This window comes from Streptomyces pallidus (ex Mingjun et al. 2026), assembly GCF_051550185.1.
Lineage (GTDB): Bacteria > Actinomycetota > Actinomycetes > Streptomycetales > Streptomycetaceae > Streptomyces.
This window is the reverse complement of the sequence record NZ_CP196181.1, coordinates 3,490,689-3,516,705: the sequence shown is the minus strand read 5'-3', so window position 1 is coordinate 3,516,705 and position 26,017 is coordinate 3,490,689. Positions and strand designations below refer to the sequence as shown.

The window sequence follows — 26,017 nt, the reverse complement described above, 5'->3', positions numbered from 1 at the left end:
TTCATAGTGTTTCGGTGGTCATAGCGTTAGGGAAACGCCCGGTTACATTCCGAACCCGGAAGCTAAGCCTTTCAGCGCCGATGGTACTGCAGGGGGGACCCTGTGGGAGAGTAGGACGCCGCCGAACAATCATTGCGGGAAGCCCCGCACCAGCCCGTCAAGGGCTCGGTGCGGGGCTTTTCTGCGTTTACGGCCAGAGAGGCCGACCGGCCCCTACCAATCGGCGGGATAGCTCTTGAGGCTGCTCGTGTCGAGGGTCCAGCGGCCGGCGGTGGCGGTGTCACCGAAGGCATACGGGACTTCCTTGCGGTAGCGGATGCCGTCGGGCCCCCGCGACGGGTCACTGTGCACCGTGACCGCCTTCTTGTCCTTTCGGGGGTCCACGACCACGTACAGCGGCACCCCCATCTTGGGGTAGTCGTGCAGCTTGTCACGGATGTCCGTAAGGGAGTTGGTGCGGGAGACGACTTCCACGACCATCAGCACGTCGCGGGAGTTGATGACCTTCGCGGTGTCGTCCGCGTCCTCCTCCGCGATGACCATGAGATCAGGGACCTTGGTGAGTCCCGTCTCGGGATCGCCCATGTTCGTGTCGTTGAGGGCGATGACCTCGGGGGTCTGGGCCTCGATCTGACGCCGCAGCCGTACGACGTTGAGGCCGTGGGGAGCGGTGGGGCTCATCATCGTCAGGAAGATCTGACCGTCGGTGGTCTGCACCTTCCACTGGTCTTCCTGGTGCTCGGCCAGTTCCGCGAGCTGTTCCGCGAAATCGTGCAGTCGGCGCATCTGCTCGGGGGTGAGGTCGCCCATGATCTCCTCCTGGTTGCTGCCCCGACCAGCGTATCCAGCCGGACAGGGGCGTGTGCTTACGTTGTCGCATGGGCTATGACCTCGTCATCTTCGACAACGACGGTGTGCTGGTGGACAGTGAGCCGGTCGCCAACACCATCCTCGCCGGGTACCTGACCGAGCTGGGGCATCCGACCAGTTACGAGGACTCGATCCGCGACTACATGGGCGCCGCCGTGCACCGGGTGCACGACCTCGTGCTGGAGCGGACCGGGCAGCGGCTGCCCGCCGACTTCGACGAGACCCTGCACGCGCGGACGTTCGCCGCGTTCGAGCGGGAGCTCACGCCCGTCCCCGGCGTCGTCGACGTCCTCCGGGCGCTCGCCGCCCAGAGCGCGCCCTACTGCCTGGCCTCCTCCGGCAGCCACGCGCGGATCCGCGTCGGGCACCGGGCCGCCGGGCTCACCCGGTGGTTCGGCGAGGAGGTCATCTTCAGCGCCCAGGACGTCGGCCGCGGCAAACCCGCCCCCGACCTGTTCCTGCACGCCGCCCGCACCATGGGCGTCGACCCGGCGCGGTGCGCCGTCGTCGAGGACAGCCCGCTCGGGGTCCGGGCCGCGGTCGCCGCCGGCATGGACGTGTACGCCTTCACCGGCATGATGCCCGTCGAGCGGCTCACCGGGGCCACCGCCCACTTCGCCGACATGAAGGAACTGCCCGCGCTGCTCGAACTGCCCGTGTGAGATCTCTACCCAGCGGTAAGGCCCGGGCCTACGCTGTGCCGCCATGACGGACGATCTGGGGTTGCGGCGCGGGCGCGGTGCGCTGGGGTTCAGCTTCTTCGTACAGGGCGTCACCTTCGCCCTCCTCGTGACGCGGATCCCCGCCATCCAGGACCGGTACGGGATATCCGACGGGCTGCTGCCCGCGTTCCTGGCCGCCGTGCCCGTCCTGGCCGGGGCCGCCAGCATCGCCACCGAGCACCTCGTCCGACGCGTCGGGCCCGCCGCAGTCCTGCGCTGGTCGCAACCGCTGGTCCTGCTGGCCCTCCTCGGCGTCGGCGCGGGGAACACCCTGTGGCACGCGGCCGCCGCCCTCGGCGCGTTCGGGCTGGCCGTGGGCGCCCTCGACGCGTCGATGAACATGCTCGGCGTCAGCCTCCAGCGGGCGTACGGCCGCAGCATCATGCTCGGTTTCCACGCGGCCTACAGCTTCGGCGGGATCGTCGGGGCGTCCGCCGCCTGGGCCGGGGCGCACTGGCACCTGGGGCTGTTCACCTCCTACCTGCCCGCCGTGGCGGTGCTGCTGCCCCTCGCCTTCGCCGGCAGCCGCTTCTACACCGACCGGAAGAGCACGGGGCCCGTGCCCGGGCGGGAAGAGGAGCAGCAGCAGGAGCCGCGCGGCTTCCGACCGCTGCTGCCGCTGTGCCTGGTGATGGCGTGCGCGTACATAGGGGACTCGACCGTCTCCAACTGGAGCGCCAAGTACCTCCAGGACGTCCTCGGCAGCTCCGAGCAGCTGGCGACCGTCCCCTACAACGTCTACATGGTCACCACACTGCTCGGCCGGGCCGTCGGCGACCTGGGCGTGCGCCGCTTCGGCGCCGCGGCCGTCGTACGGGCCGGGACGCTGCTCGCGGCCGGCGGGTTCGCGGTCGTGGCCGCGGCGCCCGGCGCCTGGGCGGGGATGGCCGGGTTCACGCTGCTCGGGCTCGGGCTGTGCGTGATCGTGCCGCAGACCTTCGCGGCCGCGGGGCGGCTGTTCCCCGGATCCTCCGACACGGCCGTCGCACGGCTGAACATCTTCAACTACGTGGGATTCCTGGTCGGTTCGCCGCTCGTCGGGGCGCTGGGCGACGCGTGGAGCTATCGGGGGGCGATGCTCGTGCCGGCGGCGTTGGTGCTGGTGACGCTTCTGCACGCCCGTTCGTTCGGCGCGGAGGGCGCCCGATACGGTGTCCCGCATGAGCAGCCGCGGGTTGTTGATGTGGGACGAGGCGGTCACGGGGTATGACTTCGGGCCGAGCCATCCGATGGATCCGGTGCGCCTGGCACTGACCATGGGCCTGGTACGGGCCTTCGGGCTGGACCGGGAGGTGGAGGTGCGGTCCGCCCCGGCGGCCGGCGACTCCACACTGCGGCTCGTGCACCGGGAGGACTACGTCGCCGCCGTCCGCCAGGTGTCCGCCGACCCGGGCAGCGCCGACGGGACGTACGGGATCGGCACCGTCGACGATCCGGCCTTCCCCGGGATCCACGAGGCGTCCGCGTTGATCGCCGGCCAGTCCGTGGCGGCCGCGGAGGCGATCTGGCGCGGTGAGGCCGAGCACGCCGTGAACTTCGCGGGCGGGCTGCACCACGCGATGCCGGGCGGGGCCTCCGGGTTCTGCGTGTACAACGACGCGGCCCTCGCGATCGCCCGGTTGCTGGAGCTCGGCGCGGAGCGCGTCGCGTACGTGGACGTGGACGTACACCACGGGGACGGCGTGCAGGAGGTGTTCTGGAACGACCCGCGGGTGCTGACCGTTTCCCTGCACGAGCACCCCGCGACCCTGTTCCCGCAGACCGGTTGGCCGCAGGAGACGGGCGGGCCGGCAGCCGAGGGGGCCGCGGCGAACGTGGCCCTGCCCGCCGGGACGGGGGACGAGGGCTGGCTGCGGGCGTTCCACGCGACGGTGCCGGAGCTGCTGGCCGACTTCCGGCCACAGGTGCTGGTGACCCAGCACGGGGCGGACACGCACTTCGAGGACCCCCTCGCGCACCTGGCGGTGTCACTGGACGCGCAGCGGGCCGTGCAGGAGTCCTGCCACCGGCTCGCGCACGAGTACGCCGACGGGAAGTGGCTGGCGCTGGGCGGCGGCGGGTACGCGGTCGTGGACGTCGTCCCGCGGTCGTGGACCCACCTGGTGGGGATCGCGGCGCACCGGCCCGTGGACCCGGAATCGGCCGTGCCCGCGTCCTGGCGGGACGAGGTGTACGCGCGGACCCGGCAGCTGGCACCGGGCCGGATGACGGACGGGCGGACGGTCGCCTGGCGGGACTGGGACGCGGGCTACGACCCGGCCGACCGGGTCGACCAGGCCGTCCTGGCCACCCGGCGGGCGGTGTTCCCCCTGCGCGGCATGCTCACGTAGCGGCCCGACACGCCGCGCGGGTCCGGCCGGTCCGGCGCCTCGTCCCGGCCGGGGCAGTCTGCCGCATCGTTACGCCAACGGTGGGGCCCTCGGCCGGAATCGAGGATCCGGGCGGGGCGTTGCGGCAGCATCGGAGCGTGTTGAGCACCGGCGCACTGCGAGCGCATCTGCTGGCCGCCCGCCTGGCCGGGCCCGTCGCGACCTCCCGGGAGGAGAGCCTGCGCAGCTACCGGCTGTTCGCGGCCCGGGATCCGCGCGTCCTGCTGGGGCTGGACCCGGAACGCTGCTGGGGCGAGCGGGACCTGTTGGGCCTGATGGCCGAGAAGTGCGGGGTCTCCGCGGATCCCGCGCACGTCAGCGGGCCGGACGTGATCGATCCGGAACGGACGCTGGCGGCGTTGCGGGCCTTCGCGGAGCGGCTGCGGGCGGCGGCCGCGGCACGGTCGCCCGTACTGTTCGGCACCGGTCACCCCCACCGTCTCCTGGCGTTCTACGCCAGTTTGGCCCGGGCGATGTCGGCGGCCGGCTGTGATGTCCTCACCCCGGCGCAGGGGGTGAGTGTCGACATGACGACCCGGTTCGGGGTACGCACGCACAGCCTCGATTACGTACGGGGGGTCGCGCTGGTGCGAGAGCCCGGCGTGCGCCCCCCCGGCAGTGCCACCGGCGCGCACACCCATTCACCGCTGCCGGTTCGGATCGCGCTCGGGGCGCTCGCGGAGGCCGGCGGACCGCTGCCGGAACTGGTGGTCGGAGACCACGGGTGGGTCTGCGGTGCAGGTCAGCTGGGTGTGGAGGCGATCGGGCTGGCGGATACGGACGACCCGGCGCTGTTCGTCGGCGAGGCCGAGGGGCGCGTATCGGTCGCGGTTCCGCTTGATGACGCGGTGCGCGCGGACTACTACGGACCGCTCACAAGGTATCTACTGGACCGGGCGCGCCTGCCGGGCGCGCAGGAGTGGCCGTAGCTCCTCTTCCCCACTCGTATCACACGCCCCTACTCTGGGGAGTGAGCGTGCGACGACGAGGAGTAACCGGAGGGGAAGCCGGTGCCCGTCATGCGCGGAAGGTCAAGGTGTGTCATGGCTGCTGGCGAGAGGCCTCTCAGTGAGGTTCAGTTCCTGACCGTGGCGGAGGTCGCCTCGGTGATGCGAGTGTCGAAGATGACCGTGTACCGACTGGTGCACAACGGTCATCTGCCCGCAATCCGGGTGGGCCGGTCCTTCCGGGTCCCCGAGAACGCGGTCCACGAGTACCTCCGAGAGTCCTATGTGGGGGTGGAGTCGGCCTGAGAGTGGGGCCCGCGACACCTTCGGGTCACCTTCGGGACGACTCGGATTACAAGCTCGGAGCTCGGGCGGGTAGGCTAGGCCGACGTAGGTCGTGTGGGCCCAGACGCCCCGCACCGATCCCCGCGGGCGCGGGGATGTTCCGAGAAGTGAGCGAGGGTAGTCGTGGGCTCTGTTATCAAGAAGCGGCGCAAGCGGATGGCGAAGAAGAAGCACCGCAAGCTGCTCAAGCGCACCCGCGTCCAGCGCCGTAACAAGAAGTAAACGGCAGCTGTACGTGTTCTCCGCAGCCCCTCCACCATTCTTTGGTGGAGGGGCTGCGGTGTAGCCGGGGACAGGCGGGAACGACGAGGGAGGCGCTGAGCTCGTGGGGAAGGTCGTGCTCGTGACCGGGGCTGCCCGGCAGTTGGGGGGCCGTTTCGTGCGGCGCATCCAGCGGGACCCCGACGTCGAACGGGTCATCGCGGTCGACGCGAGCCCACCGCCCGGCAGTCTGGGGTCGGCCGAGTTCGTCCGTACGGACATCCGGCAGTCCTCGATCGCCCGCGTCCTCGCCGAGCACGCCGTGGACACGGTGGTCCACCTCGCGGTCACCGGGGGCAGCGCCGGCACCGGCGGCACGGGCAGTTCGGTCAAGGAGACCAACGTCATCGGGACGATGCAGCTGCTGGGGGCCTGTCAGAAGTCGCCGACGGTCCGCCGCCTGGTGGTGAAGTCCAGCACGTGCATGTACGGGGGTGCCCCGCGGGATCCGGCCGTCTTCTCCGAGACCACGCAGCCCAAGACGCAGCCCCCGGGCGGCTTTCCCAAGGACGCCGCCGAGGTCGAGTCGTACGTACGGGGCTTCGCGCGCCGCCGGCCGGACGTCGCGGTGTGCGTGCTGCGGTTCGCGAACATCCTGGGCCCGCACGCGGACTCCGCGCTCGCCGAGTACTTCTCCATGTCCGTCCTGCCGACGGTGTTCGGCTATGACCCGCGGCTGCAGTTCGTGCACGAGGAGGACGTGCTGGAGGTGCTGCGGTTGGCCGCGCAGGAGCCCCGGCGCGGCACCCTCAACAGCGGCACGTTCAACATCGCCGGGGACGGCGTCCTGCTGCTGTCGCAGTGCGCGCGGCGGCTGGGGCGGCCGACGGTGCCGCTGGTGCTGCCGGCGGTGACGTGGGTGGGGGCGGCCCTGCGGGCGGTGGGCGTCACGGAGTTCTCACCCGAGCAGATCAGACTCCTCACGTACGGGCGGGTCGTGGAGACCACCCAGATGCGGGAGGTGCTGGGATTCAAGCCGATGTACACGACCGCCGAGACCTTCGCCGACTTCGCACACAGCCGGGGGAACGGGTTGCTGCCGCCGGAGCGGGCGGGCAGGGCCGTCGACCGGGTCGCGCAGATGCTGAACGTCGGGGTTGCCGGCGCCGAAGAGGGAGCGCAGCGATAGTGGCGGACGCCAAGGTCATTCCGTTCGACGAGGACCGGCCGCGCCGGCGGGCCATCGGGATCCGGCGGGTCCGGGCGGTGCCCGCTCCGGCACCGGAGGCGGAGGCACCGGTCGCACGGGAGCCCGCCGGGGGTGCGGACGGCGGGTCCGGCGCGTCCGGGGGACAGGCCGACCCGGGCGGCGGCGGGCGGCCGGACTGGGACCGGCGGGTCGCGGGCGGGCTGGCGTTCCTGCGGCGGCGGATCACGGGGGAGTACGAGGTCGACGAGTTCGGCTACGACCGGGAGCTGACGGACCAGGTCCTGATGTCCCTGCTGCGGCCGCTCTTCGACAAGTACTTCCGCGTCGAGGTCCGGGGCATCGAGAACATCCCGGCGGAGGGCGGCGCGCTGATCGTCGCGAACCACTCCGGGACGCTGCCGCTGGACGGGCTGATGATGCAGGTGGCGGTGCACGACCACCACCCGGCGCAGCGGCACCTGCGGCTGCTGGCGGCGGACCTGGTGTTCATGCTGCCCGTCGTCAACGAGCTGGCCCGCAAGGCCGGGCACACGCTGGCCTGCTCGGAGGACGCCCAGCGGCTGCTGGAGGCGGGGGAGCTGGTCGGGGTCATGCCCGAGGGCTTCAAGGGGATAGGGAAACCGTTCGGCGACCGGTACCGGCTCCAGCGGTTCGGCCGGGGCGGGTTCGTGTCGACCGCGCTGCGCGCCGGCACGCCGATCGTGCCGTGCTCGATCGTCGGGGCGGAGGAGATCTACCCGATGGTCGGCAACGCCAAGACCCTGGCGCGGCTGTTGGGCGTCCCGTACTTCCCGATCACGCCGACGTTCCCGTGGCTCGGGCCGCTGGGTGCCGTGCCGCTGCCGACGAAGTGGACGATCCAGTTCGGGGAGCCCATCCCGACGGACGGCTACCCGCCGGAGGCGGTGGAGGACCCGATGCTGATGTTCAACCTCACGGACGAGGTGCGCGAGCAGATCCAGCACACGCTCTACAAGCTGCTGGTGCAGCGCAGATCCGTCTTCTTCTGACGCTCGCCCGCCGACGGCCGGCCACCAGGTCGCGACGGCACGGTGAGGTGCCCGGTCCCCGTGGGGACCGGGCACCTCACCATGTGGGGCGTGCCCCGGGGCACGCCCCGGTGGTGCCGGGCGCGCCCTAGCCGGCGTCCTCCGCCTTCAGGCCCAGGCCCGGTAGCAGGCCCGGGAGGAGCGGCGGGAGGGTGATCTCCGGGTGCGGCGCCTCCGACGAGGACGACGGGGCAGCCGGGCTCTGGCCGGTCGGCGGGTTGAGCAGGTCGCCCGTGCCGCCGAGGAGGCCGCTGCCGGGGGCCGGGGACGACTTTCCGGCGGAGGGCGGTGCGGCCGGGGCCTGGCTGGCCGCGGGCGCGCTGGCGCCCGCCCCGGGCGCGGAGTGCTGCTGTCCGGCCGGGGCGCTCGGTTGGGCGGGCGCCCCGCCCGTGCCCCGGCTCGGCTCCGGGGGCTTCGGGAGCAGGCTCTGCAGCGGCGCCACGTCATCGTCTATGGCCTGGAACACCGACTCGACCTCGCCGCCCACGTCGGTGAGCTGGGCGGGAAGTTGGTCGCGCAGCTTGCCCCAGGCGTCGCGGTGCGCACGGGAGAACGTGGACAGCGCCTGGATGGGGCCGAGCGAGCCGTCCCGCTCGTAGGCCGCCTGGAGGAGCCGGTGGCCCTCCGCCGCGTCGTGCTTCATGCCGGCGAGGGCGCGGCGGATGGCTCCCAGGGATTCGTGGTCGAGCGCGCCCGAGCGACCGCGCTCCATGAGTCTGCGGGCCTCCGACAGGCGGTTGGACGCCTGGTCCAGGTAGAGCTCGCCCCGGTCGGCGTCCTCGTCGGCCATGCCGAGCTTGAGGTCCTCCATGCCCCGTTTGACGGGGTAGAGGGTGTCACCGGGTAGGGCGTCCGTGCTGGCAGCGGCCACGCCGCTGAAGGCCCCCGCGGCCACACCCACGGTGAGGCCGCCTGCTGCGATGCCCTTCGACCAGCGGGAGCGGGGCCGCAGTTTCCGGAGCGGGGTCGCCCGATGGGCGCCGCGGCCGGCCCGCTGTTCGGGCAGCTGAGGGTCCGCGGCGGCACCGCCTCCGGCCCTCTCCTCCATCACCAGGGCCTCCATGGCGGCGACGAGCTGTGCTCGCTGCACCACTTTGACCTCGGGGTCCAGCACCGGGCGCGGCATTTCGCCGAGCACGTTCGCCAGGGCCAACAAACGTTCGTGGTCGGCAGATTCGGCAGGTGCCTCGGACTGCTCGGCCGCCGGGTCCCGTTCGGAAAGGTCGGACGCTGGGTTCCGATCCTCCAGGGCCTGGGCGAAGGCGTTCGCCCGCCGGTGCGGAGTCACGTTCGCGATCACTGGCGGCACCTCCTCTCGTCATGACGATCGACTCCCCAGGGTGTCCGGAAGGTTGCCTTCCTTGAGCACATCCACCCTTTCGAGTGAGCGGCTTCGGGCAGGGCGTGTCCAAAGGGAGCCTGCATTCCGCACAACGAGCGGCGCGGCAGTTGGGTTACGGACGAAGGATGATCGGACCACAGCGTCATCGAGGGGTCACCGGTTGTGTGGATGGTGCGACGGTCGGAAGGGGTGGGGGAGGGCACTGCGGGTGGGCGGGTGCGGTCCGGCGGCGGACGGGTCAGCGGGCGTCGTCGGGGAGCAGGCGGGCCAGCGTGCGCACGGCCCGGTACTGGAGGGTCTTGATGGCGCCTTCGTTCTTCCCCATCACCCGGGCGGTCTCGGCGACCGACAGGCCCTGGAGGAAGCGCAGGGTCACGCACTCCTGCTGCTGGGGGTTGAGCTTGCGGACGGCTTCCAGGAGGGCCGCGTTGGAGAGGGACTCCAGGACCGATTCCTCGGGGGACCGTTCCACCTCGTTGGCGTCCAGCATCTCGCCCGTGGTCACTTCGAGGCGGAAGCGGCTGGACTTGAAGTGGTCGGCGACCAGGTTGCGGGCGATGGTCACGAGCCAGGCCCCGAAGTCGCGGCCCTGCCAGGTGAAGGTGGAGATGCGGCGCAGTGCGCGCAGGAAGGTCTCGCTGGTGAGGTCCTCCGCGGTCGCCTTGCCGCCGACGCGGTAGTAGATGTAGCGGTAGACCGTGTCGCTGTACTGGTCGTAGAGCCGTCCGAACGCCTCGGCCTCGCCGGCCTGGGCGCGTTCGACCAGGTCCATCATGCGGGCCTGGTCGCTGTCCGCGGTGGGGCGGCGCGCGGCCGGTGCGCTCGTGCCGGTCGCGGTGCCGCCGCCGCTGCGACCGCGTCTGCCCACCGTCGCTCCGCCGTCGGCCAGGGCATAGCAAGGACCGGCCGGGCCGAGGCCGGTGGCGAAGGCGGGGGCGGCGTACGCGGTGGGGACGAAGCCGCGCAGGTGGCCGAGGACCGTTGCGCGCAGCGTAGCCAGGCCCGAGGCGTCAACCCCGACAGGTGGGTACACGGGACTCCCAGAGGCAGAGCTTCCATCACGTGCAGTGCGAGGCCGTTCACCCGTCGTGGCGACAGATGGGCGGCGGCATGCGTCTGAGGAGAATAACGCTTCGTACAGGCAGCACTACACCCAGTTGCTCAAATCATCGATTCCGACGCTTCCGTTGCGCATCGAAGGCGTTTTCGGTCGCAATTCGTGATCGTTTGCCGATCGCTTGGCGGCGCGGAATGGGCGATTCCGCGCTGGCTCGCGACCACGTCGGGCATGCGTGCGTGCCCTTCCGCGAGCGCGGGTAGGGGTGAGGGAATGTCCGCCGAGCGGCGGACGGGGACCGCCCGGTGCGCGGCCGGGCGGTCCAGGACCTGCTCCGGTGCAGGCGGCGGCCCGAACCCGGGGCCGCGGAGGGCTACTTGCGGCGGCGGTGCAGGGCGATGGCGGCGGCCGCGCCGCCCGCGATCGCGCCGACCCCGGCGGCCGCCGGGACGCCCACCTTCACGGCCTTGCGGCCGGTCCGATAGTCGCGCAGCCGCCAGTCGTGCTCCCGGGCATGCTTGCGCAGTTTTGTGTCCGGATTGATCGCGTACGGATGTCCGACCAGTGACAGCATCGGAATGTCGTTGTGCGAATCGGAGTACGCCGCGCACCGCGCGAGGTCGAGGCCCTCGGCGGTGGCCAGCGCGCGGACGGCCTCCGCCTTGGCCGGGCCGTGCAGGGGCTCGCCGACGAGGCGGCCGGTGTAGAGGCCGTCGACGGACTCGGCGACCGTGCCCAGCGCCCCGGTCAGGCCGAGCCGGCGGGCGATGATCGTGGCCGTCTCGACCGGAGCGGCGGTGACCAGCCACACCTTCTGGCCGGCGTCGAGGTGTGCCTGGGCCAGGGCGCGGGTGCCCGGCCAGATCCGCTCGGCCATGTACTCGTCGTAGATCTCCTCGCCGATCGCCATGAGTTCGCTGACCCGGTGGCCCTTGACGATGGACAGGGCGCTGTCGCGGGCGTCCTGCATGTGGTCGGGGTCCTCGACCCCGGCGAGCCGGAACCACGCCTGCTGCCAGGCGAAGCGGGCGAGTTCGCGGCGGCGGAAGAACTCCCGCTTGTACAGGCCGCGGCCGAAGTGGAAGATCGCGGCGCCCTGCATGACGGTGTTGTCGAGGTCGAAGAAGGCGGCGGCGAGGGCGTCGCCGGCGACCGGGAACTCGGGCTCGGCGACCTGTGGCGCCTCTTCCGCCGCGGGGGCGGGGGCGGGTTCCGCTTCGAGGGCCTGCGCGGACTTGCGGGCGGCCTCGGCCGAGGCCTCGCCTGCCAGCACGCTCCGCGCTGTCGCGGAGCGTCTACGGTGGGTGAGCCATCCCAGAGCGGCCATGACGCGAGCATAGCCACTGCGTTCGGGAGTTCCCGAACCGCGGCGGTTCCGGGCGCGTGAACTCTTCGGTGCCGGGGTGTGACGGGCGGGCGCGGGACAATGGGGCGCATGAGCCCTTTGCTGCGCCGTAAGGAAAAGAAGAGTCCCGCCGAGCGGACGGTCACCCTCGTGGGGAAGCCCGGGTGCCACCTGTGCGACGACGCCGAGGCGGTGGTCCGGGAGGTGTGCGCCGAGGTCGGGGCGCAGTGGGAGAAGAAGGACATCACCCAGGACGAGGAGCTGTACCGGCGGCACTGGGAGCAGATCCCGGTGGTGCTCATCGACGGGGAACAGCACACCTTCTGGCGGGTGAACCCGGACCGGCTGCGCCGCGCGTTGCAGGGCTGACCGTTCGGCCGGTTACCATCATGGGCGATTTGTGGGGTCTCGGGGGCGTATTGATGAGGAGTGTGCACCGATTTGCCCCCCACGGGATTTGAACGGGTTCGGTACGTTGTGAGCCCTCACCCCCCGTGTCCGGATCGCGTGACCCCGGTCACTTTGCTCGGACAAAGCGGACACAATCTTTGTGCACGCGTTCACAAAGACATAGCCTGCTGTCGACGGGGCGGTCCAGGGACGAGTGACCGCCTTCAGCCCCGCTCATTCCGCAGGAGCATCGTGGCAACTGGCCGAACACACCGACCGGCGACCCGCAGCCGAGGTATCCCCGAGGCCACCGTCGCCCGGCTTCCGCTGTACCTGCGCGCACTCACCGCGCTCTCCGAGCGCTCGGTGCCCACGGTGTCCTCCGAGGAGCTCGCGGCGGCCGCCGGAGTCAACTCCGCGAAGCTGCGCAAGGACTTCTCGTACCTGGGCTCCTACGGCACGCGCGGCGTGGGCTACGACGTCGAGTACCTCGTCTACCAGATCTCCCGCGAACTCGGCCTGACCCAGGACTGGCCCGTCGTCATCGTCGGCATCGGCAACCTGGGCGCGGCCCTCGCCAACTACGGCGGCTTCGCCTCCCGCGGCTTCCGGGTCGCCGCCCTCATCGACGCGGACCCGGCCATGGCCGGCAAGCCGGTCGCCGGGATGCCCGTCCAGCACACCGACGACCTCGAAAAGATCATCCGGGAGAACGGCGTCTCCATCGGCGTCATCGCGACGCCGGCCGGAGCCGCCCAGCAGGTCAGCGAGCGCCTGATCGCCGCCGGCGTCACCTCCATCCTGAACTTCGCGCCGACCGTGCTCTCCGTGCCGGACGGCGTCGACGTGCGCAAGGTCGACCTGTCGATCGAGCTGCAGATCCTGGCCTTCCACGAGCAGCGCAAGGCCGGCGAGGAGCCCGGCGCCGGGCCGGCCGCCGGCCCCACCGCTCCCGTCGCCGACACCGACCCGGCCGAGACCTCCGCGGCCCAGGCCGCCCACACCGCCGCCTCCCCCGCCGCGGGCACCCGCAAGAGCGGCCCCGACGGCGACGTCCCGGCGGTGATGCCGGCATGAGTCTGCTCGTCGTAGGCCTGAGCCACCGCAGCGCCCCCGTCAGTGTGCTGGAGCGCGCCGCGCTGTCCGCCGACGCCAAGGTGAAGCTGCTGCACGACACCGTCGCCGCGGAGCCCGCGGCGGAGGCCGCCGTCCTCGCCACCTGCAACCGCATCGAGCTCTACGCGGACGTCGACAAGTTCCACGCCGGCGTCGCCGAGCTGTCCACGCTGCTCGCCCAGCACAGCGGGGTCGCCCTGGAGGAGCTCACCCCCTATCTGTACGTGCACTACGAGGACCGCGCCGTCCACCACCTCTTCTCGGTGGCCTGCGGCCTGGACTCGATGGTGGTCGGCGAGGGCCAGATCCTCGGCCAGATCAAGGACACCCTGGCCCTGGGCCAGGACCTGCACACGGCCGGCCGGCTCATCAACGACCTCTTCCAGCAGGCGCTGCGGGTCGGCAAGCGGGCCCACTCCGAGACCGGCATCGACCGGGCCGGGCAGTCGCTCGTCACGTTCGGCCTGGAGCAGCTGACCGCCGGCCGCGGGACCGTCGAGGCCTGGGCCGCCGGCAAGCGCGCCCTCGTGATCGGCGCCGGCTCCATGTCCTCGCTCGCCGCCGCCACCCTCGCCCGGGTCGGCGTCGCCGAGATCGTCGTGGCCAACCGCACCGCAGAACGCGCGGAGCGTTTGGTCGAGATTCTGGTTGCCTCAGGCACAGGGGTGGCCGCGCGCGCCGTGCCCATGGCCGGTGTCACCGCCGAACTGACACGAGCCGACGTCGTCGTCTCCTGCACCGGCGCCACCGGCCTCGTCCTGACCGGTGACGACATCGCCACCGCCGTCGCGGACGGCGGGCCCGCCGGCCTCCTCCCCGAGCAGGCCGCCCAGGCCCGGGCCCAGGCCCCGGCCGCCCCCGGCACCGCCGAGCGGGCCGTCGCCGGGCTCGACCCCGACGTCGTGGCCCGCCTCGCCGCCGTCGCCGCAGCCGGCGGCCGCCTCGCCGACGCCGGAAGCGCCCGCACCATCCCCGCCACCGGCACCACCGGCACCACCGGCACCACGGGCCCCGGCGCCGACGGCTGCCCCGTCGACGTCCCGGCCCCCGCCGGCCGCGCCGCGCTCACCGGAGTCGACGCCAACGCCCTCGAACTGCACGGCACCTGGGCCGACCAGGGCGAGGCCGCCGCCCAGCGGCAGCCCCGCCGCGGCACCCGCAGCCACGCCGACGGCGCCCCCGTCCGGCTGGCCCTGCTGGACCTGGCCATGCCCCGCGACATCGACGCCGCCGTGCACCGCATCCCCGGCGTCCGCCTGGTCGACATCGAATCCCTCGCGGAAGCCGCCGCCGACGCGCCGATGGCCGCCGACGTCGACGCCGTCCGCGGCATCGTCGCCGACGAGGTCGCCGCGTTCGGCGCCGCCCAGCGCGCCGCGCACATCACCCCGACCGTCGTCGCCCTGCGCGCGATGGCCGCCGAGGTCGTGGCCATGGAGGTCGCGCGCCTCGACGGGCGCCTGCCCGAGCTCGACGCACGCCAGCGGGCCGAGGTCACCCAGACCGTCCGCCGCGTCGTCGACAAGCTGCTGCACGCACCGACCGTGCGCGTCAAGCAGCTCGCCAGCGAGCCCGGCGGCGCCGGGTACGCCGAAGCGCTGCGCGAACTCTTCGACCTCGACCCGCAGACGGTGGTTTCCGTCAGCCGGGCCGACGCGGCCGGCACCCCCGGCGCGACCGCCGCAGCAGGCGCAGCCGGCACGGCAGACCAGAACCACGACCCAGGACGGGCATCATGAATTCACGGTCCGACCAGCCCCTCCGGCTCGGCACGCGGCGCAGCAAGCTGGCCATGTCCCAGTCCGGCCACGTCGCCGACGCGGTCCGGAAGACCACCGGCCGCCCCGTCGAGCTCGTGGAGATCACCACGTACGGCGACGTGTCCCGCGAGCACCTCGCGCAGATCGGCGGCACCGGCGTGTTCGTCACCGCCCTGCGCGACGCCCTGCTGCGCGGCGAGGTCGACTTCGCCGTCCACTCGCTCAAGGACCTGCCCACCGCCCAGTCCGACGACCTCGTCATCGCGGCCATGCCGCTGCGCGAGGACCCGCGCGACGCGCTCGTCGCCCGCGACGGCCTGACCTTCGAGCAGCTTCCCGACGGAGCCCGCATCGGCACCGGTTCGCCGCGCCGCACCGCGCAGCTCAACCACCTCGCGCGCACCCTCGGCAAGCGCATCGAGACCGTCGCCATCCGGGGGAACGTCGACACCCGCATCGGCTACGTCCGCAGCGGAGAGCTCGACGCCGTCGTCCTCGCCGCCGCCGGCCTCAACCGGATCGGCCGCAGCGCCGAGGTGACCGAACACCTGCCGGTCGACAGCGTGCTGCCCGCCCCGGGCCAGGGCGCCCTCGCCGTCGAGTGCCTCGCGTCCGACGCGGACCTCATCGCGGCCCTCGGCCGGCTCGACGACCCGCACACCCGGGCCGCCGTGACCGCCGAGCGGTCCCTGCTCGCCGCCCTGGAGGCCGGCTGCAGCGCCCCCGTGGGCGCGCTCGCCGACCTTCTGGCCGACGGGCAGACTGTCAATGAAATGCGCCTGCGCGGCGTCGTCGGAACCCTCGACGGCGCGACGCTCGTGCAGCTGTCCACCACCGGTCCCGTGCCCCAGTCGTACGACGAGGCCATGGCGCTCGGCCGCGAACTCGCGGACGAGATGCTGGCGAAGGGCGCGGCCGGTCTGATGGGGGAGCGATCCCTTTGAACCCCTCACGTCCGACCACCTCCGCTCTTCCGGTCGCCGCCGCAGGCCACGGGCACGTCACCTTCCTCGGCGCCGGCCCCGGCGACCCGGGTCTGCTGACGCTGCGCGCCGTGGAGGCACTCGCCGCCGCCGACGTACTGATCGCGGAGCCCGAGGTGCTCGAGGTCGTACGCACGCACGCGCGCGCCGGAGTGGACACGCCACAGCTGACGATCGCTGACGAGGCGTCAGCAGCCGCCGGTGTACCGGTGATCCGGGACGCGGCCAATCTTGTCATGGAGGCCGCCCGCTCCGGCAGGCGGGTCGTGCGTGCCGTCACCGGCGACCCGGGACTCGACGGCAACGCCGCCTCCGAGATGCTCGCCTGCGCCACCGACGGCATCCCCTTCGAGGTGGTGCCCGGTGTCGCGACCGCCGTCGGCGTGCCCGCCTACGCGGGTGTGCCGCTGCGCGGCGAGCAGGGCGCCGACGTGCGGTTCGTGGACGCGCGCAACGCCTCCGCGCGCTGCTGGAGCGAGGTCGGCGCCAGCAACGGCACCGTCGTCGTCTCCGCCACGCTGGAGACCGTGCCCGCCGCCTGCGCCGAACTGGTCGCCGCCGGACGCGGGGCCGAGACCCCGCTCACGGTCACCGTCGCCGGTACGACGACCCGGCAGCGGACGTGGAACGCCACGCTCGGCACCATCGCCCAGGTGTTCAAGCAGGGCAAGATCCTCCCCTCGCCCGAGGGCGGCCGCCCCGTGATAGCCGTGGTCGGTGAGCCCGGTGCCGCCGCCGCGCGGCGCGAGGAGCTGGCCTGGTTCGAGTCGAAGCCGCTGTTCGGCTGGCGGGTGCTCGTACCGCGCACCAAGGAGCAGGCCGCTTCGCTCTCCGACCAGCTGCGTTCGTACGGCGCGGTGCCCCACGAGGTGCCGACCATCGCCGTGGAGCCGCCGCGCACCCCGCAGCAGATGGAGCGCGCGGTCAAGGGCCTGGTGACGGGCCGCTACGAGTGGATCGCCTTCACCTCCGTCAACGCGGTCAAGGCGGTGCGCGAGAAGTTCGAGGAGTACGGCCTCGACGCCCGGGCCTTCGCGGGCATCAAGGTCGCCGCCGTCGGCGAGCAGACCGCCGCCGCGCTGGTCGAGTTCGGCGTCAAGCCCGACCTGGTGCCCAGCGGCGAACAGTCCGCGGCCGGGCTCCTGGAGGACTGGCCGCCGTACGACCCGGTCTTCGACCCCATCGACCGCGTCTTCCTGCCGCGCGCCGACATCGCGACGGAGACCCTGGTCGCGGGCCTGATAGAGCTCGGGTGGGAGGTCGACGACGTCACCGCCTACCGGACCGTACGGGCTTCGCCGCCGCCGGCGGACACCCGCGAGGCGATCAAGGGCGGCGGCTTCGACGCCGTTCTCTTCACGTCCAGCTCGACCGTCCGCAACCTGGTCGGCATCGCGGGCAAGCCGCACAACGTGACCGTGATCGCCTGCATCGGCCCGGCCACCGCGAAGACCGCCGAGGAACACGGCCTCCGCGTCGACGTGCTGTCACCGGAGCCGAGCGTCAGCAAGCTCGCCGAGGCCCTCGCCGAGTACGGCGCGGCCCGCCGAGAGGCGGCCCGGGAGGCCGGCGAGACCGTGTCCCGACCGAGCGAGCGCCGCCCCGGCGCCCGCCGCCGGCGCACGACCTGACACCGAGCGGCCGAACGCGGCAGGGGCCCGGGCGCACGACACCCGGGCCCCTGCGGCGTGTCCGGGCGCGTCCGGGCGCGGGGACGGGCGCGACCTGGGCAGTTGCGACCTGGGCACGGGCACGTCCTCCGGCGTGGGCCACGGGCCGGGCCGCCCGTGCTGCGCGTACACCTGCGCAGCACGTAACCAGGCCGGGAATTGAGTACCTGCGCGGATCCCCGCGCCCCCGCCACCGCGGTTCAGTGTCCCCATGACGGAGAACCCCCTCGCAGCCGCAGCCCCGCACGCACCGGAGGCCCCCGACACCCCGGACGGCCACGACCGGTGGGCCTTCGTGGCTCCGCTGCTCTCCACCCTGCTCACCCTGCCGATGGGCCTGCTGGCACTGTTCTACGCGGGGTTGTCGCCGATGGGCTGCGACTCCTGCGACACGCAGCAGGCCGACGCCTTCGACGCCAGCTTCGAGGTCGCCTGGACGCTGTTCCTGTGCGGCCTCGCACTGGTCCTCGTCCTGCTCGTGGCCTGCTGGGCCCTGCCGTGGCAGCGCCGCAACGCCGCCCGGCGCGTCCTGTTCGCCCTCGCCGCTCCCGGGACGGTCGTGCTGAGCACCCTCGTCTTCTCGGCCATGCTCGATCTGCCGTGAACGACGGGCCGGTGCGACGGGCGCCGGGCACCGGGCCGGCCGCGCCCGCCCCGTTCCGCGCCCGGCCAGGGCTCTACGCTTGGGGCGACTGCTGTCGAAGCTCGAAGAGGCGACTGAAGATGAGCGCGTACGGATCCTTCCCCGGCTCCCGGCCCCGCCGGCTGCGCACCACCCCGGCCATGCGGCGGATGGTCGCGGAGACCCGGCTGCACCCCTCGGACCTGGTCCTCCCGGCGTTCGTCCGGGAGGGCATCAGCGAGCCGCTGCCGATCTCGGCCATGCCGGGCGTGGTCCAGCACACCCGGGACACGCTGCGGAAGGCCGCCGTCGAGGCGGTCGAGGCAGGCGTCGCCGGGATCATGCTCTTCGGTGTCCCCGCGGACGAGAACAAGGACGCGCTGGGCACCGCCGGCACCGAGCCCGACGGCATCCTCCAGGTCGCCATCCGCGACGTGAAGGCCGAGGTCGGCGACGACCTCGTGATCATGTCGGACCTCTGCCTCGACGAGTACACCGACCACGGCCACTGCGGCGTCCTCGACGCGCAGGGCCGCGTCGACAACGACGCCACGCTCGAGCGGTACGCGGAGATGGCCCAGGTCCAGGCCGACGCCGGCGTCCACGTCGTCGGCCCGAGCGGCATGATGGACGGCCAGGTCGGCGTGATCCGCGACGCGCTCGACGAGACCGGGCACGAGGACGTGTCGATCCTCGCCTACACGGCCAAGTACTCCTCGGCCTTCTACGGGCCCTTCCGCGAGGCCGTCGCCTCCAGCCTCCAGGGCGACCGCAAGACCTACCAGCAGGACCCGGCCAACACCCGCGAGTCGATGCGGGAGCTGGCGCTCGACCTGGAGGAGGGCGCCGACATGGTCATGGTCAAGCCGGCCGGCCCCTACCTGGACATCCTCTACCGGGTCGCGCAGGCCGTGGACGTACCGGTGGCCGCGTACCAGATCAGCGGCGAGTACGCGATGATCGAGGCGGCCGCGGAGAAGGGCTGGATCGAGCGCGACCGGGCCGTCCTGGAGACCCTCACCGGCATCAAGCGGGCCGGCGCCGACACGATCCTCACCTACTGGGCCACCGAGGTCGCCGGCTGGATCCGCAACGACCGCTGAGCGCCGGCCGCCAGCCGCCGGGCACTGCGGACCGTCACGGCGAAGCCCCCGCCTCCTCCCGCAAGGGGAGGGACGGGGGCGTCCCGTTGCCCCGTCGGCGCGACGGTGCGACGGTGCGTCGGATCAGCGCGTCCCGTCCTCCTTGCCCCCGGGGCGGTCGTCGTCCGACGTGACGGACTCGACGTCCGAGAAGTCCACGCGGGTCCTGGCACGGGAAGTCTCCGGGTAGCCGACGAACACCGAGCCCGACCCCGACGCCTTCGCCCGGTCCTCCTGCATCACCGCGTGCGGCGAGCCGGCCCGTACGACCAGCTCGTCGCCCTTCTTCGGCTCGACCCCGGTCGGAGCCCCGCCGTCGACGGCTCCGGGGCCGCCCGGTTCGCGACGGCCAGGTCGTACACCGCCTGCGGCGGGTCGGTCGGCGAGGCGTCGCCGGGGCGGGACGGGTCGGCGACGTCCCGGTCGGTGACCGCGAGGAAGTACGGCTCGTCCCGGACGACGGGGACCGCGAGCCGGGACGTCGAGGTCCCGGGGCGGGTGGTGGCGCCGGTCCCGGCGGCGACGAGGGTGCCGTACTTGTCGTACGCGCGGACGAGGAGCGGCGAGACCACCTCGTTGAACGTGACCTCGGCGGTGACGTGGCCGGTGTGGCGCGGCTCGATCCGGAAGAAGTCCACGTCGGTGGCCGTGTGCAGGGTGAGCCGGGCCCGGTTGAAGCGGTCGTCCGAGCCGAGCGCGGCGGCCACGGCCGCGTCGATCGACTCGTTCGGCTCGGCGCGGTCGGGGAACGCGGCGAGCGTGGAGAACGCGTCGAAGTAGGTCGTCTGCGCGCCCTGCGCCTGGGTGGTCGCCGTGGGAGGGGTGGTGTTCCCCGTCCAGGTCGCGTACCCGATCCCGTCCGCCGTCCACAGCCCGTTGTACTCGCCGATCCGCAGGGTCTGCTGCGTGGAGCCGGCCGTGCAGGAGAACCGGCACGGCGCGTTCAGGTCCGGGTCGAAGGGGGCGTCGGACACGCGGAAGTCCGGCGACCAGGTCTGCCGCCGTCCCGGCTGGTGGTGCCGTACAGCTCCAGCAGGAAGTTCGCGCCGCCGTTCGGGCCGGTGCCGTTGTTGCGGCGGCCGCTGCGGTTGTCGTACCAGGTGACGACCGCGTTGCCGGCCTGGTCGATGTGCGCGGTGGGCATCACGGCGAAGGACTGGCCGGGCCCGTGGTCGACCCGGCCGCGGGCGAAGGTCCGGCCGTGGTCGGTGGAGCGGGCGATGACGACGTCGGCGTCGTCGTCGTGGGCGAAGGCGTCGTCGGGGTCGTCGTTCGCGACGACGTACACGTTCCCCGGGCGGGTCGGGTCCGGCAGGATCCAGGGCTGCATGCTGCCCTGGAGCCAGAAGTCGGTGCCGGGGACGTCGTTGCCCGGGTCGCTGCGCACGTTGCAGGTGACGGTGGACTCGCCGGCGCGGAACGCTTCCGCCCACGGCCCCTTCAGGAGGCGAGGCGGGCCGCCAGCGTCGGCAGCAGGCGGAGCGCGTTGGCCCGGCCGATCTCGGCCCGCTCGGCCTCCGTCCACCCGTCGTACGCGGCGAAACCGGCCGTGTTCTCGGTGGTGTGGGAGGCGGGCATGAAGGGGTAGTCGCTGCCGTACAGGATGTGACCGGTACCGGCGAGGCGGGTCAGGGCGGGCAGCGCGAACTCGTTGGCCGACATGGCGATGTCGTAGTGCAGCCGGCCCAGCGTGCCGATGACGTCCGCCGGGGCCCGGTCCTCCAGGTAGGCGCCGATCGTCGGGCCGTAGGTCAGCCGGCGGGCCAGGAACGGCAGGGTGCCGCCCGCGTGCGAGAGGATCAGGCGCAGGTCGGGCAGCCGGTCGAGGACGCCGTTGAAGAGCAGGCTCGCCGCGGTGCGGGTGGTCTCGAAGGTGAACTCGTACAGCGACGCAGGCAGGTCGAAGGTCGCCAGGTCCCGGTTCGACGGGGTGGCCGGGTGGACGTGGACGGCCGCGCCGCGCTCGGCGATCTCCGCGAACAGCGGCTCGAACTCCGGGTCTCCGAGGTAGCGCTGCCCGTACGAGGTCAGCACGCCGGCGCCGTCCAGCCCCAACTCGTCCAGTGCGTAGCGCAGTTCCTCGCGGGCGGCGGCCACGTCGGGCAACGGCAGGATCGCGAACGCGCCGAAGCGGGTGGGGTGTTCGCGGACCAGCTCGGCGAAGTACTCGTTCACGCGGCGGGCCAGCTTCGGGGCGTCCGGGCCGTCGAGGAAGGTGACGCCGGGCGCGGTGATGGACAGGACGGCGGCGCCGATCCCGTGCGCGTCCATGACCTCCAGGCTGCGCTCGGGGGCCCAGGTGGGGTAGTCCACGCCCGGGATGGCCTTCCGTTCGCCGAGGGCCTCGGCGTACAGGGGCGGAACCGCGTGGTGGTGGACGTCGATCAGCCCGGTGGGCGTGGACATGCGGAAACTCCTGGGGTGAGGACGGCGAAGGGGACCGGTTTGATCGGCGGGCCACCCCTAGCGGAGCGGCCACACGTGGCTCGGGGCGCGGGGCTGCGAGGTGCTGGCCCGCGACGTGCTGGGCTGCGGCCCGGCGCGCCAGCACCGCCACCAGGCCGCAGCACGGGCCCAGGCGCAGACCCGGGCCCAGGCCCAGACCCAGGCCCTCCTGGTCCCGGCCCGTGCCTGCCTTGCCCGCCGCGCCCTGCCCATGCGGTGCACGGTAGGACGGGGGCGGTGGCCGGTTCACGGGGCGGCGGGGGAGTCCGTCAGCTTGGGTGGGGTGGGGGCGGGGCGGCGGGACCATCGCGGGGCGGGGGCGGAGGAGGCGGGCCGGGAGTGCAGGAGGAGGGCCGGGAGTGCAGGAGGCGGGATGCCGGCACCCGGGGTCGGAGGGGCGTCCGGGGGCTTCCCGGCAGCCCATCGTCCTTCCGGTGCGGGCCGGTCCCTCAAGGGCGCTCCTCCTTCGTCGTCGCGTCGCTGCGCGATGGCCTTCGGCCACCCTTGACCGACCGGCCCACCCCGGAATGCCAAAGAGCTGCCGGGAAGCCCCCGAAGGATGGCCAGGGGGACCCTTCAAGTACGGCCCTCGCCAGAGCAGCCGCCCCGGTGCGCTGCCCTGCGGCGTTCCAAGCGCCCGGGACCACCAGGTCCCGGGCGGTGGCGCCCCAACCTGCGGCGCCCCAGATCGCTACGCGCTCCTCGATGCTGGGCGTCTGACGGCCGTCTGGGGCGGGTAGACGCCCCAGATCGCTACGTGCTCCTCATTTCTCGGCGTCTGGCGGCCGTCTGGGGGTGGGGAGCGCGCAGGGAGCTACCCACACTCTTTTTGGCCCCTGGCGGGTGGCAGGTGGTCGGTTGCGGGGGTGTGGGGGTGTTCCGTTTTTGGTGGTGTGTGGGGTGTTGGCGGGCGCTGGGACTGTGCTTGTGATGAGGCTGTGACCTGGGCATATTCAGGCCCTTGAGGATGATCACTAGGGTGTCGGGGTGAGTGATACGACGCCGGTGGGCGGATTCCGGAAGAAGGCTTGGGTCCTGAACGTGGCCCTGGGGCTGGTGGTCGCCGCGGTGGTCTTCTACGTCCTGCGGTCCGCGACGGATGAGGGTGGCGACGTGCCCACGGCAGCCGCGCCAACGGCTGCCGCGCCCACGGCGCGGCCCGCCGAGCGGCCCATGATCGGACTGACTGACGTTTTCCCTGACCAGGTGGCCGACGGCGCTGGCGGTACGTACACGAAGGTGGGCGCGGTGGCGCTGAAGTCGTGCACCGAACCGGATTCGGTCGGACCGGCCCTCGCCGACTACATAGTCCAGAGCAGGGGATGCGTCGGCGAGCAGGTCGCGCTGTACAAGGACGCCAAGAACAACCAGTTCAATCTCGCCGTCTTCACCATGAAGGACCCCCTCGACACCGTGAAGCTGGTGACGCGCCTCGGATCGGCGCCCACCGACTACCAGGTGGGCGCGCAGGCCCCGCCGCCGGGATCGGGTCTCAAGACCCTCCCGCCGGACAGTGGCATGGTCCAGGCGTTCACCGGTCAGGGCCGCGCCATGGTGGTCGGCCTCGGCCAGTGGTCCGACGGCGCCACCCGCGACTACCAGCGCCTGGTAGAGCGCCTCACCCCCCTGCTGAACTCCGTCTCCGACCGCGTGGCCCGCTACGAGACCTCCCCCTGACCTGCCAGCCGCCGGCAGACGGAGGGCACGCAGCGACTCGCCCACTCCCTCACCCGCTCCGCGCCCAGGACGGTCGTCGGTCGCTGAGAGGAGGGGAGCGCGTAGCGGTCTCGCGTGCTCCGCGCCCAGGACGGTCGTCGGTCGCTGAGAGGAGGGGAGCGCGTAGCGATTTTGATGCGCTCCCGGCCGCAGGCGGCGGTCAGTCGCCGAGCAGCGAGGAGCGCGTAGCGATCAGCCGCGCCCCCCAGCCTCAGACGGCGGTCAGTCGCCGAGCAGCGAGGAGCGCGTAGCGATCTGGGGCGCTACGGGGGCTGGATGGGCTTCTCGTCAACATTTCCCGCAGGTCGGGGCTGTCGCACCCGCACGGGCTCGGATCGGCCTTTGGGGCCTCATGGGTGGGCCCGCGCGCTGAATGCCGCCCGAGACCTGGCGGTCCCGGGCGCTTGGATGCTGCGAGGCGGAGCGTCGGGGCCGGGTCTCTGACGTTGGCCGTGGCTGGAATGGTCCCCCTGGCCATCCTTCGGGGGCTTCCCGGCAGCTCTTTGGCATTCCGGGGTGGGTCGGTCGGTCAAGGGGGGCCGAAGGCCATCGCGTAGCGACGCGACCGGAGGGAGCGCCCTTGAGGGGCCGGCCCGCGCCGGAAGGACGATGGGCTGCCGGGAAGCCCCCGGGCACTCCTCCGACGCCGGTCGGCCACCACCCCGCCCCTCGGCTCCTGCCGGACCCTCGCGCCCCCGCCCCCCTCCGCCTCACCCAGCCCGCTCGCGCTCCCGTCCCGCCAGGCGCACCCTGGAGTGAAAAGGGTGAGCCCTGGAGGTGATGCACCATGTCCACACTCGTCGGGTGGCACGTGGAGCTCGAATTCACCGAGGACGGTCACCGCACCACTGCGGCGGCCATGGTCAGACTCGGTGACGGCTCCGAGATGCGGGCGCGCGGCTACGCCATGCGTCACCCCTCCGACCCGGAGCAGCTGCGGGTCGGTGAGGAGATCGCAGGCGCGCGTGCGCTGATGGATCTCGCGTCCCAGATGTTGCAGAAGGCCCATGGAGAGATCGACGAGGCGACGGGCCGGCACTCATACCCGCTGACCCGCTGATCGCTACCGCTGCGCCCCTGCCCGCGTGGCCTGCTCGTGCCCGGTGAGGGCGCGGGCAGGCCTTTGCCGTGCCCGTTCCGTCCGGCTGCTATCCGGCAACCCAGCCGGTCAGCGCCGTCCAGGTGGCAGGGGCCAGGTCCAGCACCGGACCGTCGGTGACCTTGGAGTCGCGGACGTGGACGGTGCCGGGGCAGGCGGCGACCTCGACGCAGGCGCCACCCTGCTCGGTGCTGTGGCTGGACTTTTGCCAAGCGACAGCCACTTCGACGCAGTTGCCGCCTTCACTCCCGCTGTAGCTGGACTTGAACCACGTCAGTGTGGTGCTCATTGCTCTCCTAGCAGCCGGTCCAACTCGGCCCTCGTCTCCTCCGGGTTGAGGGCCTGTGTCCGCAGCATCGCATACTTGCGCTCCAGGATGCTCACCTCGTTCATGTCGGAGATGAGCTGACTTCCGCGCTGCGTTTCCATGTACGCCAGGCGCTGGTAGTCGGGCGTCTCCAGGAGCACGAAGGGGCCGTCGAGAGCCGGGTGGTTGGTGCGGTCCAGGGGGTAGATCTGGATGGACACACCCGGCAGTTCCGAGCAGCTGATCAGATGCGCGAGCTGTTCCTGGTAGACCTCTGGGCCGCCCAACTTCAGGCGCAGAACCGGCTCCCAGATGATGAAGCTGAGGGTGACGGCGACAGCGCGGCGCAGGATCCCCCGCCGTTCCGTGCGGATTGCCGTCTGCGCGGTGATGACGTCCTTCGGCAAGAGCGGAACGCGGCTGCGGAACACCGCCTCCGCGTAGGCGTCGGTCTGAAGCAGACCTGGCAGCACCTGGTTCGCGTACGAGGAGATCGCGAGGGCAACGCGCTCGCAATCCATATACTCCTCAACCCATTCGGGCACCTGATCCACCGCCGGAAGTTTCTCCACCCCCGCCGCCAGCACCCCACCAGACTCCAGCACCCGGTCCATGGCCTCGGCTACGTCTGGCATCAGGGCCCGTCTGCCCTGTTCGATCGATGCAATCGTCTCCTCTTCCATCCTCACCAACTTGGCCAGTTGGCGCTGCGTCAGGCGCTTCCTGGTCCGGAGTACGGCCACCTGTGCCCCGACCATCTTCAGGGCGGTGCCGTTCTTCGGTACGCGTTTCCTCGGCGGCATGTTTTTCGGACTCCCCACCTGCGCCCGCGATGTACCCGTACCGACCCGTACCAATCGATTGGTACGGGTGGTCGCACTGTTCACGGTAGTCACGGACCGCGACGATCGCCCCGTGATCCAGGAGATTGAACCCGCCCTGATGCGGGACCGCTACTTCCCGCGCTCCCGCCAAACCGTCGCCACCGCCAGGCAGTTCACGGCAGAGACGCTTGACGTGTGGGGTGTCACCCACCACCGCGACGACCTGTTGCTCTGCGTGAGCGAACTGGCGACGAACGCCCTCCGCTACGGCGTCGCGCCCGGCCGGTACTACCGCGTCCGGCTCATCGCCTCCGAGAGCGCCGTGCGGCTGGAAGTCCACGACAGCGGGCCGGGCCTGTCGGGCACCCGCATCGGCGACGGCTACGGCCTGCGCATCGTCGAGGCCGTCTCTGACCGGTGGGGCGCGCTGCCGAGGTCGCCGGGGAAGTCGGTGTGGTGCGAGTTCGCAGGTCGGTGAGGGCGGGC

General features: G+C 72.3%; 28 protein-coding genes and 1 rRNA gene. 19 read left to right on the top strand and 10 right to left on the bottom strand.

What is annotated here, in order from left to right:
* The first annotated feature begins 10 nt into the window (after positions 1-10).
* Positions 11-127 (top strand): 5S ribosomal RNA (gene rrf / locus ACSHWO_RS15300).
* A gap of 86 nt (positions 128-213) precedes the next feature.
* Here rrf and ACSHWO_RS15295 read toward each other — a convergent pair.
* Entirely contained in the window at positions 214-810 is a 597-nt protein-coding gene (locus tag ACSHWO_RS15295) for a Uma2 family endonuclease (RefSeq protein WP_438312441.1), read from the bottom strand.
* 68 nt (positions 811-878) lie between these two features.
* Between ACSHWO_RS15295 and ACSHWO_RS15290 the strand changes: the two genes are divergently transcribed.
* The 8 genes from ACSHWO_RS15290 (at position 879) to ACSHWO_RS15255 (ending at position 7,674) form a co-directional block, all read left to right on the top strand.
* On the top strand, positions 879-1,532 hold the full coding sequence (locus tag ACSHWO_RS15290; protein WP_438312438.1) for an HAD family hydrolase: 654 nt from the start codon (positions 879-881) through the stop codon (positions 1,530-1,532).
* A gap of 43 nt (positions 1,533-1,575) precedes the next feature.
* Complete coding sequence (locus ACSHWO_RS15285; RefSeq protein ID WP_438312435.1) at positions 1,576-2,802, top strand: MFS transporter; 1,227 nt, start codon at positions 1,576-1,578, stop codon at positions 2,800-2,802.
* Entirely contained in the window at positions 2,753-3,922 is a 1,170-nt protein-coding gene (locus ACSHWO_RS15280) for an acetoin utilization protein AcuC (RefSeq protein WP_385847967.1), read from the top strand. Before ACSHWO_RS15285 ends, ACSHWO_RS15280 begins: the two co-directional genes overlap by 50 nt.
* Positions 3,923-4,059: 137 nt before the next feature.
* Complete coding sequence (locus tag ACSHWO_RS15275; protein ID WP_385847969.1) at positions 4,060-4,890, top strand: phosphatase; 831 nt, start codon at positions 4,060-4,062, stop codon at positions 4,888-4,890.
* Between the two features lie 114 nt (positions 4,891-5,004).
* Complete coding sequence (locus ACSHWO_RS15270; RefSeq protein ID WP_008738568.1) at positions 5,005-5,214, top strand: helix-turn-helix domain-containing protein; 210 nt, start codon at positions 5,005-5,007, stop codon at positions 5,212-5,214.
* A gap of 162 nt (positions 5,215-5,376) precedes the next feature.
* Entirely contained in the window at positions 5,377-5,475 is a 99-nt protein-coding gene (locus tag ACSHWO_RS15265; protein WP_003948845.1) for a 30S ribosomal protein bS22, read from the top strand.
* Between the two features lie 103 nt (positions 5,476-5,578).
* Positions 5,579-6,643, top strand: coding sequence for an NAD-dependent epimerase/dehydratase family protein (locus ACSHWO_RS15260; RefSeq protein WP_438312431.1), 1,065 nt, complete (start codon positions 5,579-5,581; stop codon positions 6,641-6,643).
* Positions 6,643-7,674, top strand: coding sequence for a lysophospholipid acyltransferase family protein (locus tag ACSHWO_RS15255; protein WP_438312428.1), 1,032 nt, complete (start codon positions 6,643-6,645; stop codon positions 7,672-7,674). The genes ACSHWO_RS15260 and ACSHWO_RS15255 overlap by 1 nt, the downstream gene beginning before the upstream one ends.
* A 127-nt stretch (positions 7,675-7,801) precedes the next feature.
* Here the strand turns inward: ACSHWO_RS15255 and ACSHWO_RS15250 are convergent, their stop codons facing one another.
* The 3 genes from ACSHWO_RS15250 to ACSHWO_RS15240 form a co-directional block, all read right to left on the bottom strand.
* Entirely contained in the window at positions 7,802-9,013 is a 1,212-nt protein-coding gene (locus ACSHWO_RS15250) for a DUF5667 domain-containing protein (protein ID WP_438312425.1), read from the bottom strand.
* A 280-nt stretch (positions 9,014-9,293) separates the two neighbouring features.
* Entirely contained in the window at positions 9,294-10,088 is a 795-nt protein-coding gene (locus ACSHWO_RS15245) for an ECF subfamily RNA polymerase sigma factor, BldN family (RefSeq protein WP_361091111.1), read from the bottom strand.
* A gap of 397 nt (positions 10,089-10,485) precedes the next feature.
* Positions 10,486-11,439: an HAD family hydrolase gene (locus ACSHWO_RS15240; protein WP_385847983.1), complete on the bottom strand. Its 954-nt coding sequence runs from the start codon at positions 11,437-11,439 to the stop codon at positions 10,486-10,488.
* Between the two features lie 108 nt (positions 11,440-11,547).
* On the opposite strand from ACSHWO_RS15240, the gene ACSHWO_RS15235 reads away from it, so the two are divergent.
* From ACSHWO_RS15235 to hemB, 7 genes are all read left to right on the top strand, one after another.
* On the top strand, positions 11,548-11,826 hold the full coding sequence (locus ACSHWO_RS15235; RefSeq protein WP_361091105.1) for a glutaredoxin family protein: 279 nt from the start codon (positions 11,548-11,550) through the stop codon (positions 11,824-11,826).
* A 273-nt stretch (positions 11,827-12,099) separates the two neighbouring features.
* Complete coding sequence (locus ACSHWO_RS15230; protein WP_361091102.1) at positions 12,100-12,924, top strand: redox-sensing transcriptional repressor Rex; 825 nt, start codon at positions 12,100-12,102, stop codon at positions 12,922-12,924.
* A complete protein-coding gene (locus ACSHWO_RS15225; RefSeq protein WP_438312422.1) occupies positions 12,921-14,702 on the top strand; it encodes a glutamyl-tRNA reductase in 1,782 nt (593 codons plus the stop codon). Before ACSHWO_RS15230 ends, ACSHWO_RS15225 begins: the two co-directional genes overlap by 4 nt.
* Positions 14,699-15,667 (top strand): hydroxymethylbilane synthase, encoded by a 969-nt coding sequence (gene hemC / locus ACSHWO_RS15220; protein WP_438312420.1) that lies wholly within the window; start codon positions 14,699-14,701, stop codon positions 15,665-15,667. Before ACSHWO_RS15225 ends, hemC begins: the two co-directional genes overlap by 4 nt.
* On the top strand, positions 15,664-17,337 hold the full coding sequence (locus ACSHWO_RS15215) for a uroporphyrinogen-III synthase (RefSeq protein ID WP_385847994.1): 1,674 nt from the start codon (positions 15,664-15,666) through the stop codon (positions 17,335-17,337). Before hemC ends, ACSHWO_RS15215 begins: the two co-directional genes overlap by 4 nt.
* A 250-nt stretch (positions 17,338-17,587) precedes the next feature.
* Positions 17,588-17,980 (top strand): hypothetical protein, encoded by a 393-nt coding sequence (locus ACSHWO_RS15210; RefSeq protein WP_438312418.1) that lies wholly within the window; start codon positions 17,588-17,590, stop codon positions 17,978-17,980.
* Between the two features lie 119 nt (positions 17,981-18,099).
* Positions 18,100-19,101 (top strand): porphobilinogen synthase, encoded by a 1,002-nt coding sequence (hemB, locus tag ACSHWO_RS15205; protein WP_361091088.1) that lies wholly within the window; start codon positions 18,100-18,102, stop codon positions 19,099-19,101.
* Positions 19,102-19,224: 123 nt separating this feature from the next.
* On the opposite strand, the gene ACSHWO_RS15200 is transcribed toward hemB, so the two are convergent.
* From ACSHWO_RS15200 to ACSHWO_RS15185, 4 genes are read right to left on the bottom strand one after another with little or no spacing between them, the layout of a single operon-like run.
* A complete protein-coding gene (locus ACSHWO_RS15200) occupies positions 19,225-19,380 on the bottom strand; it encodes a hypothetical protein (RefSeq protein ID WP_438312416.1) in 156 nt (51 codons plus the stop codon).
* Positions 19,380-20,114, bottom strand: a complete 735-nt coding sequence (locus tag ACSHWO_RS15195; protein ID WP_438312413.1) for a hypothetical protein — start codon at positions 20,112-20,114, stop codon at positions 19,380-19,382. Before ACSHWO_RS15195 ends, ACSHWO_RS15200 begins: the two co-directional genes overlap by 1 nt.
* Positions 20,084-20,527 carry a hypothetical protein gene (locus ACSHWO_RS15190; RefSeq protein ID WP_438312411.1) on the bottom strand — a complete coding sequence of 148 codons (444 nt, stop codon included), beginning with the start codon at positions 20,525-20,527 and terminating at the stop codon, positions 20,084-20,086. Before ACSHWO_RS15190 ends, ACSHWO_RS15195 begins: the two co-directional genes overlap by 31 nt.
* Positions 20,528-20,580: 53 nt before the next feature.
* Positions 20,581-21,546, bottom strand: coding sequence for an amidohydrolase family protein (locus ACSHWO_RS15185; protein WP_438312409.1), 966 nt, complete (start codon positions 21,544-21,546; stop codon positions 20,581-20,583).
* Between the two features lie 1,026 nt (positions 21,547-22,572).
* Between ACSHWO_RS15185 and ACSHWO_RS15180 the strand changes: the two genes are divergently transcribed.
* Both ACSHWO_RS15180 and ACSHWO_RS15175 read left to right on the top strand, forming a co-directional pair.
* On the top strand, positions 22,573-23,262 hold the full coding sequence (locus ACSHWO_RS15180; RefSeq protein WP_385848004.1) for a hypothetical protein: 690 nt from the start codon (positions 22,573-22,575) through the stop codon (positions 23,260-23,262).
* An 826-nt stretch (positions 23,263-24,088) separates the two neighbouring features.
* Positions 24,089-24,361, top strand: coding sequence for a DUF1876 domain-containing protein (locus ACSHWO_RS15175; RefSeq protein WP_361091082.1), 273 nt, complete (start codon positions 24,089-24,091; stop codon positions 24,359-24,361).
* Between the two features lie 88 nt (positions 24,362-24,449).
* Here the strand turns inward: ACSHWO_RS15175 and ACSHWO_RS15170 are convergent, their stop codons facing one another.
* Positions 24,450-24,689, bottom strand: a complete 240-nt coding sequence (locus tag ACSHWO_RS15170) for a DUF397 domain-containing protein (protein WP_385848007.1) — start codon at positions 24,687-24,689, stop codon at positions 24,450-24,452.
* Positions 24,686-25,510, bottom strand: a complete 825-nt coding sequence (locus tag ACSHWO_RS15165) for a helix-turn-helix domain-containing protein (protein WP_438312406.1) — start codon at positions 25,508-25,510, stop codon at positions 24,686-24,688. Before ACSHWO_RS15165 ends, ACSHWO_RS15170 begins: the two co-directional genes overlap by 4 nt.
* Positions 25,511-25,622: 112 nt before the next feature.
* Between ACSHWO_RS15165 and ACSHWO_RS15160 the strand changes: the two genes are divergently transcribed.
* Positions 25,623-26,009, top strand: coding sequence for an ATP-binding protein (locus tag ACSHWO_RS15160; RefSeq protein WP_361091073.1), 387 nt, complete (start codon positions 25,623-25,625; stop codon positions 26,007-26,009).
* Positions 26,010-26,017 lie beyond the last annotated feature (8 nt).

What these genes read in the sequence shown, in the direction of transcription:
- ACSHWO_RS15295 (WP_438312441.1), bottom strand. Translation starts at nt 810, where the DNA reads ATGGGCGACCTCACCCCCGAGCAGATGCGCCGACTGCACGATTTCGCG.
- ACSHWO_RS15290 (WP_438312438.1), top strand. Translation starts at nt 879, where the DNA reads ATGGGCTATGACCTCGTCATCTTCGACAACGACGGTGTGCTGGTGGAC.
- ACSHWO_RS15285 (WP_438312435.1), top strand. Translation starts at nt 1,576, where the DNA reads ATGACGGACGATCTGGGGTTGCGGCGCGGGCGCGGTGCGCTGGGGTTC.
- ACSHWO_RS15280 (WP_385847967.1), top strand. Translation starts at nt 2,753, where the DNA reads ATGAGCAGCCGCGGGTTGTTGATGTGGGACGAGGCGGTCACGGGGTAT.
- ACSHWO_RS15270 (WP_008738568.1), top strand. Translation starts at nt 5,005, where the DNA reads ATGGCTGCTGGCGAGAGGCCTCTCAGTGAGGTTCAGTTCCTGACCGTG.
- ACSHWO_RS15240 (WP_385847983.1), bottom strand. Translation starts at nt 11,439, where the DNA reads ATGGCCGCTCTGGGATGGCTCACCCACCGTAGACGCTCCGCGACAGCG.
- ACSHWO_RS15235 (WP_361091105.1), top strand. Translation starts at nt 11,548, where the DNA reads ATGAGCCCTTTGCTGCGCCGTAAGGAAAAGAAGAGTCCCGCCGAGCGG.
- ACSHWO_RS15225 (WP_438312422.1), top strand. Translation starts at nt 12,921, where the DNA reads ATGAGTCTGCTCGTCGTAGGCCTGAGCCACCGCAGCGCCCCCGTCAGT.
- hemC (WP_438312420.1), top strand. Translation starts at nt 14,699, where the DNA reads ATGAATTCACGGTCCGACCAGCCCCTCCGGCTCGGCACGCGGCGCAGC.
- ACSHWO_RS15210 (WP_438312418.1), top strand. Translation starts at nt 17,588, where the DNA reads ATGACGGAGAACCCCCTCGCAGCCGCAGCCCCGCACGCACCGGAGGCC.
- hemB (WP_361091088.1), top strand. Translation starts at nt 18,100, where the DNA reads ATGAGCGCGTACGGATCCTTCCCCGGCTCCCGGCCCCGCCGGCTGCGC.
- ACSHWO_RS15200 (WP_438312416.1), bottom strand. Translation starts at nt 19,380, where the DNA reads ATGCAGGAGGACCGGGCGAAGGCGTCGGGGTCGGGCTCGGTGTTCGTC.
- ACSHWO_RS15185 (WP_438312409.1), bottom strand. Translation starts at nt 21,546, where the DNA reads ATGTCCACGCCCACCGGGCTGATCGACGTCCACCACCACGCGGTTCCG.
- ACSHWO_RS15175 (WP_361091082.1), top strand. Translation starts at nt 24,089, where the DNA reads ATGTCCACACTCGTCGGGTGGCACGTGGAGCTCGAATTCACCGAGGAC.
- ACSHWO_RS15170 (WP_385848007.1), bottom strand. Translation starts at nt 24,689, where the DNA reads ATGAGCACCACACTGACGTGGTTCAAGTCCAGCTACAGCGGGAGTGAA.
- ACSHWO_RS15165 (WP_438312406.1), bottom strand. Translation starts at nt 25,510, where the DNA reads ATGCCGCCGAGGAAACGCGTACCGAAGAACGGCACCGCCCTGAAGATG.